We start from the raw sequence: 673 nt of genomic DNA on the forward strand, positions 1-673 counted from the left end.
CGCTTGAGTACCCTTTACAGCTTTCGGGGCGCTATGCTCTTGGGCCCGGGCGTCGCGTATCTCTGGTACTGCCCACTCTCTACAAAAGACACGTGGCGCCGGCAACGCCGGAGCCTCTTCTGGTGGATAGAACCTAGTTGAACTGGTTCATCGTGTTGTCCTTGCCGCCGGCCTTGAGCGCAGCATCCCCGGCGAAGTACTCCTTGTGATTGTCGCCGATGTCGCTGCCGGCCATGTTCTGGTGCTTGACGGTCGCGATCCCCTCACGGATCTCACGGCGCTGCACGCCCTTCACGTAGGCGAGCATGCCCTCTTCGGCGAAGTAGCCCTTGGCCAGATCATCGGTGGACAGCGCCGCCGTGTGGTACGTCGGCAGGGTGATGAGGTGGTGGAAGATTCCGGCGCGTGCGGAGCCATCGCGCTGGAACGTGCGGATCATCTCATCGGCGCGCTGCGCCAGCTCGGTCTCGTCGTAGTCGACGCTCATGAGGCCTGCGCGATCGTACGCGGAAACATCCTTGCCTTCTTCCACGAACAGGTCGTACGCCTGCTGGCGGAAGTTGAGGGTCCAGTTGAACGACGGGCTGTTGTTGTAGACGAGCTTCGCGTTCGGAATAACCTCGCGCACCTTGTCCATCATTCCGGCGATCTGCTCGACGTGCGGCTTCTCGGT

1 pseudogene is annotated in these 673 nt (G+C 61.7%); it reads right to left on the reverse strand.

Features of this window, described 5'->3' with window-relative positions:
• Positions 1 to 133 precede the first annotated feature (133 nt).
• A pseudogene (locus ACTIAO_RS13590) lies at positions 134 to 673 on the reverse strand (isocitrate lyase); the annotation flags it as partial.

The organism is Microbacterium sp., assembly GCF_052099035.1.
Classification (GTDB): Bacteria; Actinomycetota; Actinomycetes; order Actinomycetales; family Microbacteriaceae; genus Microbacterium.